The sequence below is a fragment of the Sporolactobacillus inulinus genome (genome assembly GCF_006539285.1).
In the GTDB taxonomy this organism is placed as follows: Bacteria; Bacillota; Bacilli; order Bacillales; family Sporolactobacillaceae; genus Sporolactobacillus; species Sporolactobacillus inulinus.
Window position 1 is genome coordinate 1 of sequence record NZ_BJMS01000104.1, and the last position, 10,173, is coordinate 10,173.

Consider the following 10,173-nt stretch of genomic DNA (forward strand, 5'->3'; position numbering starts at 1 on the left):
TGAAAGCTGGAAGGTTAGTGATGACGGCAAATCGTATACGTTCACGCTCCGCAAGGGTGTTAAATTCTCCGACGGCAGTGCGTTCAACGCGGACGCGGTTGTTTACAACTTCGATCGTTGGATGAACGGCAAAGCTTCTGGAAAATTCGCTTACTTCCCGTCCATGTTCGGCGGCTATAGTGGCGACAAGAACCTGATTATTGATAGCGTTAAAGCTCAGAATGCTAATACGGTTGTCTTTACGTTGAAGAGACCGTCTGCACCATTCCTGCAAAACTTGGCAATGTCTCCATTCGCTATTTCAAGTCCGAAAGCCATTAAAAAATATGGTGACAAATACGGTCAATCTGCTGGTGTAGGTACCGGTCCTTATGTATTTAAGAGCTGGAAGAAAAACAACACAATTACTTTGACTAAGAACAAAAACTACTGGCAAAAAGGTCTTCCAAAACTTGATTCAATTATTTTCAAAGTCATTCCGGATAACAGCGCGCGTTTGAACGCATTGAAGAATGGCGAAATTGATCTTATGGACGGCTTGAACCCAAGTGATATCGATGGCATTAAAGGCAACAAGGATTTCCATGTTTCCTATCGTCCGCCGATGAACGTTGCTTATCTCGGCTTTAACGTTACGAAGAAGCCGTTTGATAACAAGAAGGTTCGTCAGGCACTGAACATGGCGGTTGACAAGGACGCGCTGAACAAAGCGTTCTACAATGGACAAGCCGAACCGGCAAAGAACCCAATGCCTCCGGTACTTCTTGGATTTGCCAAGGATCTTAAGGATTATCCATATGACCTGAAGGCAGCGAAGAAATTGCTGGCTGAAGCCGGCTATCCAAATGGGTTCACGACAACGTTGTATACGATGTCCAACCCGCGTGACTACATGCCGCAGCCTGCGAAAACAGCTGAAGCGATTCAAGCAACTTTTGGTAAAATCGGCGTAAAAGTCAAGATTGAAAACGTTGAGTGGTCTTCTTACATTGAAAAGCTGCAAAAAGGCGGCGCACCAATGTACTTGATGGGCTGGATCGGCGACAATGGTGACCCGGACAACTTCCTCTATACGCTGCTTGACAAAGACAGCGCGGGTACGAACAACCTATCATTCTACAAGAGTGATGAATTGCACAAGGTTCTTACTCAAGCACAATCAGAAACAGATAATGCGAAACGTGCTGCGCTGTATGTCAAAGCGCAAGAGATGATTCATGAAGATGCACCTTGGGTACCTCTTGAATATGCAAAGGCAGCACTAGTTGGTAAGAGCACGATCTCCGGATTCGCTCCAAGCCCAACAGGGACAGAACCACTAAGTGATGTAACCGTAAAATAATTTTCGATAACGAAACAAAACCCGCAGTCGTTAAACACGGCTGCGGGTTTTGTTTTGGTCATCACCGGGAAACATCGCCGGTTATTGCGTCAGTTTATGCTGAAATGCATAGATGACCGCTTGCGTGCGGTCTTGGACCTCAAGTTTGCTCAGAATATTGCTGACGTGAACTTTTACCGTTTTTAAAGCAATGAACAGCTCATCAGCAATTTCTTGATTGCTTTTGCCGCGTGCCATCAGCAGCAGCACTTCCATTTCTCGATTGGTCAGATCGTCATGCAGCGCTTTATCCGATCTGTGCTTCATGCGCGCCATAACTTTTTCTGTGACTTCCGGCTCGAGGACGGATTGACCGTTGTAGGTCGAACGAATTGCTTTTGCAATGTCGCTTGCTTTTGAGGTTTTCAGCAAATAGCTGGTTGCACCGGCTTCAATAGCCGGATATACTTTGTCATCATCAAGAAAACTAGTGACAATGATGATTTTGGCTTGCGGCCATTGGTCGATAATTCGTTTCGTTGCTTCAATTCCATCGACCTCTTCCATGACCAGATCCATCAAGACGATATCCGGTCTCAGTTTCAGGACCAGATCAATTGCGTCGCGGCCGTTGTCCGCCTCGCCGACGACATTAATATCCGCTTGCGCGCTCAGGTATGCGGAGACACCGATACGTACCATTTCGTGATCATCAACAAAGACAACATTAATCATTGTTTTCATCCCTTTCAAGGAGCGGCACTTTAATTTCCAGACTTGTGCCTTTATCCGGAACGCTCACGAGTTTAATTTGCGCCCCGATCTGTGCGGAACGTTCGTTTATGTTCTGCAGCCCATAGGAGCCTGGTTTTGTTTTCTTTGCATCGAATCCGATGCCGTCATCGGTCACGCGGAGGATGACAAACCCTTCACGCTTAATCAGCAGAACATCGAGGCTGTGCGCTTTGGCATGGCGAAGCGTGTTGGACACCGTTTCCTGGAGAATGCGGAAGAGCTGATCTTCAATCCCGCGCTTCAGCGAGACCGGTTCGATACTGGCGTTAATGGTCATCGGTACCTTTTGTTTCAATTCAAGCAGCAGTTCTTCCATCCCTTGCTTGAGCGCTTTGCCGTGCAGCTGTACCGGCCGTAAATGAAGGAAGAGCGCCCGCATTTCCAGCTGTGATTGGTGTATGGTCTGCTCCACAAGTTTTAATTGTTTTCCTTCCGGATCATCGGTGTTGGGGCGCAGTTCATTAATGGTTGACATGAGCATTGAGGCAGCGAACAGTTGCTGGCTGACTGAATCGTGAAGCTCGCGGGCAAGCCGATTACGTTCCTCTGAAACAATCTTTTGGATTGCTTTTTCTTCAATCTCTGCCTTGTCGCTTACGGTTTGTTGCGCTGCTTTTGTGAGCGCGCTCATTTTCGTGCTTAGCTGCTTCACGCGGTTCATGATCGGCTCGATCTCGGCTGAACGCGCAGAAAAGGACGCAGCCGCATGGCCTCCCTGACTTACCTGATCCATCGCGTCACGGATCATCGCCAGCTGCCGGCGCCAATACATCCCTGAAAGCAGCCCGGCAATTCCGCCGGCAAATAATGAAAGGATCGGTACGATAAAGAGAAACGGAAGATGCCAGATTTGCCGGCTCCATAACAGCGACCAGTTCGGAAGCGGAAAAGCAAACAGGAACAAAGCGCCAAACAAGATCAGGCAGACAAATGCGAAGCAGGTTCCGGTGACGATCTGGCGTTGAACCACGTTCATACGCGCTGCACCTCCAGACTGCCGGCAAATGCAGAAATCATAATTTTTACCTTTTGATCTGCTTGCTCATAACCCTCAGTCTGAAGAATCCGTGTATCATGAATCAGCTGAACTTCGTGATGATCGAAGAAATCGACCTTGCCAAGCACCACGGAATAGTGAAGTGCAGTTTCAACGCCATAGGGCACGAGAATGCGCACTCTACCGGCAAGATGGCGGATAAAGATCACCGATTCCTTCTTCGGCAGAATGGTGCGGCTAAGATCAATGATCGTATCCCCGGCACCGGTCTGAATATTGATGTCCTGCCATTCGAAATCATGATCCGGTGTTTCTTGACTGCCGAACCATTTATTGCGCAGCAGCGGCATGCGAACGGAAACGTGCTCCGAGCCGTTTCCAGGATGTTCCATGTCCGGTATGATCCGTGTCGGATGCTTCTTTTTTTGGATGAAATCGATCAGATAGCAAATGAAAAGCGCAATGATGAAGAGCTTAAAGACGAGCAGGTTCAAGAGTGTAAACCCAAGCCCAATCAAGCCGACCCAGAAGAGGATTTTTCCCTTTTGGGTTCGGCGATGGTTGCGCCCATAGTAGATTATGGCCCCGAATAAAAGGGTAGGGAAAAGAAATTCCCAGCCTTCAAAGAGTGTTTGAACGATTATGAGAAGCAGGCAGATCATCATGAACCAGCTGTATCGATCTTTTTTCAGTTGCTCGAACATGGTGCATCATCTGCCTTTCTGCTCTGTATATGTAGTGTGAAAAAAGGCGTTCTCCGCCTTTTTTCATTTTAACATCCTTATGTGGGTCAAGCGAGCGCGTTAAGACGGATTAATTTGCTTTATTTTGCTCAAGTTCGCGTTCGATTTCTCGGATACGCGCATCGATTGTATTATGGTGGTAGTTGCTCGTGACTCTCTGTTCCAGCCGCTCCAGATACAGTTCGCTTTCCTCGAATTTAGAAAAGGATTGCCCGAATGCACGCTCTGGATGGACGACCGTATTCATCCGATTGTTGATGTTTGCAATGTTTTCGCGACTCATCAGTTCCATCCGTTTTAAATGCATGTCCTTCAATTTACGTTTCATGGTCGCATACTTTTGCTCGAGCTGATCTAATTGCTTCACTGTTGTATCATAGGCATTCTTAAGACGTTCGGCCTTCTGCCTGTAATCGTCATGTTCTTTCTCAGCGAATTCCTGCAGCTCGTTCTCCGATGCGCGCGCGGCGATTTCCGCCTGGTGCTGACGTCTCGCTGCCATTTCTGAAGCTTCATGGTACGCTTTGATGAACTGATCTTTGAGCAGATATTGGCGATCAATTAATTCACGCACGCGTTTAACTTCTTTTTCACAGCTGCGCAAATGTTGATTGAGCATCGCAATCGGGTTTTTTTGTTCTTTTTGATCGAGCATATCATTAAGATCTGCAGAAATTGAGTCCTTTAATCGGGTAAAGAGATTACTCATTGTCAGTTGCTCCTTTATATGGATGATTTGTTTGCAAATTCTTTCCATTCTTTTTCAAAGTTGTCAAAGGGATCTTTAGGTTGTGGATCGGCTGTTTTATCGTTCTTTAGTGCTTTATAAGCGACGTAAATTCCGGCAAGCGCAGCCACACCGATTAGTGCCGGAACATTGCCGAGTGAGAAACAAAGGGCGATGATGCCGATGATGCCCCAAAAGAGCTTCACTCCGGTTGAATCTGTTCGGGTAAACTTCTTGAAGGCGAAGTAGAGCACCGCCAAGCTGATGATTAATCCGATCAGCGGTCCCACTTGTGTAAGCAGGATGATCAGGCTGACAGCTCCGAGCAAGTACAAGGCAATTTTTTTCATGTATGTGATCCTCCTTTCCATGACTTAATCATAGAAAAAAGATGCGGCGAGGATAATGAGCCGTAGCAGTATCTTATGATAAGTCTTTGGACTTAGCGGCAGCAAGCACCGGATCAAATAAAGAGGGCGTCTCAAAAGTCAGCGATCGACTTTTGAGACGCCCTTTCAGGGTATGGGATTGATGTACGACCACGAGCCAGCCTTCTGATTGCCTGATTAGTTCATTTGATTTGCTTTTTGGTGGAACGCTTGGTAGCTGGTAACTAAGCGATCAAGATGTTCGATATGCTGATTGTAATCAATGATGGTTGAAATGAGCGGAAGCAGATCCAGCCATTCATCGGTTTTTTCGGTAGAAAGATGAGAGAAGAACAAACGGGCAAGCGTTGCGCTTTGCTTATAGTCTTTCCGCGCTTGCTCTTCATGACGCTTGCGGCGAATTTTTCCATCAAATTTCAGCAGCACGCGCTCGTGGTAGGTCATTAAGCCGCTGAGCTGGATGCGGAGCGATTCACGGAAACCATCTGGAAGCAGGCGGAAGGCATTCTCATTGCGATCCAATTCGTTCAATAGATGGTGCAGCAACTGCGTCACATGAATCATTTCACGGAAAATGACCGTTCGCCGCAATTTAACCGATTTGATCCGCTTGCGAAAGGCACGCTCTTCTTTATACCAATGGTAATAGTTTTCGATTTTGAGCTTCCTGCTGTCGAGCTCAGCCATTTCCTGTTTGATTTTTCGATTATCCGAAGTTCCGCCGCTCAGCAGACGTGTCCATTTAATCAGCTGCGTCGTTTGCGTTAGAATCTGAGTGTAGAGCGTATTTTCATAATGAGGCGGGAAAATCAGCAAATTGACTAAAGTTGCTGAGATGACGCCAATACAGATCATGGAAAAACGGCGGATCCCTTCATAAAGGAAGGCAACATTGTCGCTCATACCGCTCGACATAATGAAGATCACGGTGACCATGGTCAGAGTCAGTGTGTGATGCAAATTAAATTTAAGATGCAGCGCGATCACAAACACAACGCTCAGACCAACGACGATCGGTGTATCACCGAAGAAAATGACGGCGGCAACGGCAATCAGTGCACCAATCAGATTCCCATAGATGTTTTGGATCATCGCGTGGATGGAACGCTGAACCGAAGGCCGCGTGGTCATTGCCGCAGCAACGCCGGCCATGATTGGCGACGTCATGCCTAATGCCATTGCAGTCATCAAGGCAAGCGTCACGGCAACACCGGTTTTCAAGCTGCGTGCGCCTAAGTGCATAACGGTCGGCCTCCTTTTCATTTGATTTTACCAAAAAAAGAGCGATAAAAAAAAGAGCGGATCGACCGCTCTTCGTTCGAAGGAAGACATTACCCTTTTGCAAGCTTCGCAAACGCATCGTCTGCAGCTGCCAAAGTGTCGTCAATGTCTTTTTCCGTATGCTCGGTTGTCAGGAACCATGCCTCATATTTTGAAGGGGCAAGATTGACGCCTCTTTCGAGCATTAATTTGAAGAAACGCCCGAACAGTTCGCTGTCGGTATCTTTCGCTTCCTCATAGTTTGTGATCGGATGGCTTGAAAAATACAAGGTCATCGCTCCGCCGATCCGGTTGATCACAACAGGAAGATGGTATTTTTCTTCATTAACTGCCAGCATACCTTCTTCAAGCTTTTTGCCAAGGCGATCCATTTCTTCGTAAATACCCGGTGTTTGCAATACTTCAAGACAAGCAATTCCGCTAGCCATCGACAGCGGGTTGCCGGCCATTGTCCCAGCCTGATAGGCCGGTCCGTTCGGGGCAACTTGATCCATGATATCACGTTTGCCGCCGTAAGCGCCGATCGGAAGTCCGCCACCGATGATCTTGCCCATTGCTGTGAGATCCGGAGTGACGCCCAAATAGTTCTGGGCACCGCCGTACATGAAACGGAAGTTGGTAATCACCTCATCATAAATGACGAGTGCGCCTGCTTGGTGGGCAATCTCATTCACCGCTTCAAGGAATCCGGGTTGCGGACGTACCATACCGAAGTTTCCGACGATCGGTTCAACGAGTACGGCTGCAATTTGTGATCCCCATTTTTCAAACGCATGCTGTAGTGTGTCCACATTATTGAACGGTACCGTGAGCACTTCTTGCGCGGTGCTTTCGGTGACGCCGGCTGAATCCGGAGAGCCAAGCGTTGACGGACCGGAACCTGCGGCGACGAGTACGAGGTCAAAGTGGCCATGGTAGCTACCGGCAAATTTCAAGATGATTTTTCTGCCGGTAAAGGCTCGAGCAACCCGTACGGTCGACATAACGGCCTCTGTACCGGAGTTGGTAAAACGCACTTCATCGAGGGAAGGAATTCCTTTCTTCAACATTACGGCCAGTTCGGTTTCCAGTCGTGTCGGCGTTCCGTAGAGTACACCGCGTTCGGCCTGCTTCTTGATCGCTTCTGTAATATGCGGATGCGCGAATCCGGTAATAATCGGTCCATACGCCGCCAGATAATCTATGTAACGGTTGCCGTCTTCATCCCAGAAGTAGGCGCCTTTGCCTTTTTTCATGAAAACTGGAGCGCCGCCGCCGACTGCAGCGTAGGCACGGGAAGGGCTGTTGACGCCTCCGACAATATTTTCGAGAGCTTCTGCATAGAGTTTTTCAGAAGTTTGCGTATTCATTGCGATTAATCTCTCCTTAACCTGTTCTAGGTTCTTTTTTGCTCCCCATAAGTATCCAATAACAGGCAGAAAATGACAAGCAAAGCGCGTCGAAAGCTAGTCAAACATGCGGTGGTTCATCAAAAACACAAAATGTTCAAGAATACGGGCGGTCAGTCCCCATATTGTTTTCCCTTTATATTCATAAAAAGGTTCGCTGATCTGAAGGTTGCGAAACGGATAGCGCTTACCCGCTACAATCCGTTCGAAGGGAAATTCGGAATGTTTATCAACCGTAAAGTTGAGCGAATGCTTTTCAGGAATCTGCTTCATCAGCCAAGGGAGCGGGATGGTAAAGACTTCCTGTACCTCATCAGGATTTGGTTTAAGCGGTTCATCCGACTCGATGACGCCGACAAATGGATAGAGGAACAATTCGGAGGTTGCGATGCATGTGCCCATCTGGCCAATGACCTGGATCGCCTCCTTGCGAATGCCCAGTTCTTCGATGGTTTCTCGCACCGCAGTTTCCCGCATCGATCCATCGATTTTTTCGCTTCGTCCGCCGGGAAAACAGATATCACCCGGCTGGCGCTTCAATTCAGCTGCCCTAACTTCAAGCAAAAGCGACCATGTATTGTTTTTATAAATAAGCGGAAGGAACAGCGCAGATTTTTTTGCCGTATCCTCGCCAATGATACTGCCATCGTTTTCAATTCGTCGTGTAATACTTTTTATATCCATAAAATCACCCGTGATCAGTCGTTTTTCCCTCTCTAGTTTATCATTTTTCGTCGCTTGCTGCCTGATCGCCGCCGAGCAGAAGCCGCTTTATTTCACAAGTGCAGCCGCACGGGTTATTATGATGAATAGAATGAATAATAGGAACGGGTGATGATGATGAAGGCATTTATTCATGAAGGTACTGCGGGGATGGACGGCGCATGCTTCGCGCCGAGCTTTTCTAATCCACCAGCGCCTAAATCAGGTGAGGTAAAGGTGAAAGTGAAGGCTGCCGGATTGAATCATCGCGACCTATTCGTATTAACCCGGCATCAGCCAAACGATCCGGCACTGGTCATTGGTTCGGACGGAGCGGGGGTTGTCTCAGAAGTTGGCGCCGATGTTCAGAATGTGCGCGTCGGCGATGAGGTGCTGATTATACCAAGCTTGGGCTGGCTGAAGAACACGCCTGCACCGCCGGATAACTTTGAAATTCTCGGATTACCGGACCAGGGCACATTTGCTGAAGAAATCGTGATTCCCGAGGTTCAGGTCGCCGCCAAACCGGATTATTTGTCTTGGGAACAGGCCGGTGTGCTCCCGCTTTCCGCACTGACCGGCTATCGAGCGTTGTTTACTCGAGGCGGATTAAAAAGTGGACAAACCGTCTTCATTCCGGGAATCGGAAGCGGGGTTGCGACGTATATGCTGCAAATGGCGAAGGCGGTAGGCGCAACGGCAGTCGTTTCCTCGCGCAGTACGGAGAAACTGAAGAAAGCGGGAAAACTGGGTGCAGATCTTTTGCTGGATAATGATCAGGATTGGGCGGCAGCATTGAATGGAGAAAAGGTGGATCTCGTGATTGAAAGTATCGGTGCGGCAACCTTTAATCGTTCGCTCGGCGTGCTTAAAAAGGGCGGTACGGTCGTTTCATTTGGCGCATCGGCGGGTGATGAGATTGCGCTTGATCTGCGCAGCTTTTTCTATAATCAATGGAATCTGCATGGCTCAACACTGGGAAGCGTTGAAGAATTTCATGAAATGCTTGATTTGTTCCGCAAGCACAAAATCAAACCGATTGTCGATCGATCCTATGATCTAGAACAGACCGGCGAGGCGCTGAGTTATCTGAAGCAATCGGCGCAATTTGGCAAAGTTGCAATCAAAATCAATTCATGATGACAAAGGAGAACAAATGATATGCTGGAGTTGGGTACGAAAGCACCGGATTTTACACTGCAAGAAACCAACGGGAAACCAATCACACTGTCAGACTATAGAGGAAAAAATGTTGTTCTGTACTTTTATCCGAAAGACATGACTCCGGGATGTACGACAGAAGCTTGCGACTTCCGTGATCAGAACAGCCGCTTTGAAGCGGTAAACACGGTCGTGTTGGGCATCAGCACAGATCCGATTGAACGGCACCAGAAGTTTGCCGATAAGCACGAGCTTCCCTTTACGCTTTTGTCCGATCCGAATCATGAAGTTGCCGAAACCTACGGCAGCTGGCAGTTAAAGAATATGTTCGGCAAGAAGTCGATGGGGATCGTGCGGTCAACGTTTGTTATTGATCGGGAAGGAACGATTCGCAAAGTATGGCCGAAAGTTAAAGTTGCCGGACATGTGGACGATGTGTTTCAGTTCGTCAAACAGAATCTCGTGTGAAATGAGACCTGCTGATTCTTAAAAAATGCTAATAAATGACAAAAGATCAGGACGCTTGTGTCGTTCTGATCTTTTCATTATGGTGCGTCTCAGTATGTTTTCTTGCATCCAAGGCAAACTAAACGTACCGCTTATATGGAAAAATTAAGGAAAAGCGCTTAACGTTGACAGGACAAGCATCGACCATGTACACTGAATATC

At 47.8% G+C, this 10,173-nt stretch carries 11 protein-coding genes; 3 read left to right on the plus strand and 8 right to left on the minus strand.

All coding sequences use genetic code 11. The features are described 5' to 3' along the window. Nucleotides 1-1,342: ABC transporter substrate-binding protein (locus SIN01_RS12415; RefSeq protein ID WP_141306110.1), on the plus strand; the 1,342-nt coding region annotated here is incomplete at its 5' end. Nucleotides 1,343-1,423: 81 nt separating this feature from the next. On the opposite strand, the gene SIN01_RS12420 is transcribed toward SIN01_RS12415, so the two are convergent. From SIN01_RS12420 to SIN01_RS12455, 8 genes are all read right to left on the minus strand, one after another. Continuing rightward, on the minus strand, nucleotides 1,424-2,056 hold the full coding sequence (locus tag SIN01_RS12420) for a response regulator transcription factor (protein WP_010026081.1): 633 nt from the start codon (nucleotides 2,054-2,056) through the stop codon (nucleotides 1,424-1,426). Continuing rightward, nucleotides 2,049-3,092: a sensor histidine kinase gene (locus SIN01_RS12425; protein ID WP_010026080.1), complete on the minus strand. Its 1,044-nt coding sequence runs from the start codon at nucleotides 3,090-3,092 to the stop codon at nucleotides 2,049-2,051. The genes SIN01_RS12420 and SIN01_RS12425 overlap by 8 nt, the downstream gene beginning before the upstream one ends. After that, the gene (gene liaF, locus SIN01_RS12430) at nucleotides 3,089-3,817 is read right to left on the minus strand and encodes a cell wall-active antibiotics response protein LiaF (protein ID WP_010026078.1); all 729 of its coding nucleotides are present in this window, start codon (nucleotides 3,815-3,817) and stop codon (nucleotides 3,089-3,091) included. The genes SIN01_RS12425 and liaF overlap by 4 nt, the downstream gene beginning before the upstream one ends. Before the next feature lie 109 nt (nucleotides 3,818-3,926). Beyond that, entirely contained in the window at nucleotides 3,927-4,565 is a 639-nt protein-coding gene (locus SIN01_RS12435) for a PspA/IM30 family protein (protein ID WP_010026077.1), read from the minus strand. 14 nt (nucleotides 4,566-4,579) lie between these two features. Next, nucleotides 4,580-4,933 (minus strand): lmo0954 family membrane protein, encoded by a 354-nt coding sequence (locus SIN01_RS12440; RefSeq protein WP_010026076.1) that lies wholly within the window; start codon nucleotides 4,931-4,933, stop codon nucleotides 4,580-4,582. Nucleotides 4,934-5,149: 216 nt separating this feature from the next. Next, on the minus strand, nucleotides 5,150-6,214 hold the full coding sequence (locus SIN01_RS12445) for an FUSC family protein (RefSeq protein ID WP_010026075.1): 1,065 nt from the start codon (nucleotides 6,212-6,214) through the stop codon (nucleotides 5,150-5,152). A gap of 89 nt (nucleotides 6,215-6,303) precedes the next feature. Then, nucleotides 6,304-7,602, minus strand: a complete 1,299-nt coding sequence (locus tag SIN01_RS12450; protein WP_010026074.1) for a glutamate-1-semialdehyde 2,1-aminomutase — start codon at nucleotides 7,600-7,602, stop codon at nucleotides 6,304-6,306. A 96-nt stretch (nucleotides 7,603-7,698) separates the two neighbouring features. Continuing rightward, a complete protein-coding gene (locus SIN01_RS12455) occupies nucleotides 7,699-8,325 on the minus strand; it encodes an NUDIX hydrolase (protein WP_010026073.1) in 627 nt (208 codons plus the stop codon). Between the two features lie 156 nt (nucleotides 8,326-8,481). Here SIN01_RS12455 and SIN01_RS12460 point away from each other — a divergent pair, with 156 nt between their 5' ends. Both SIN01_RS12460 and bcp read left to right on the plus strand, forming a co-directional pair. Then, a complete protein-coding gene (locus SIN01_RS12460) occupies nucleotides 8,482-9,483 on the plus strand; it encodes a zinc-binding dehydrogenase (RefSeq protein WP_029548254.1) in 1,002 nt (333 codons plus the stop codon). 21 nt (nucleotides 9,484-9,504) lie between these two features. Beyond that, a complete protein-coding gene (bcp, locus tag SIN01_RS12465) occupies nucleotides 9,505-9,972 on the plus strand; it encodes a thioredoxin-dependent thiol peroxidase (protein ID WP_010026069.1) in 468 nt (155 codons plus the stop codon). Nucleotides 9,973-10,173: the final 201 nt, after the last annotated feature.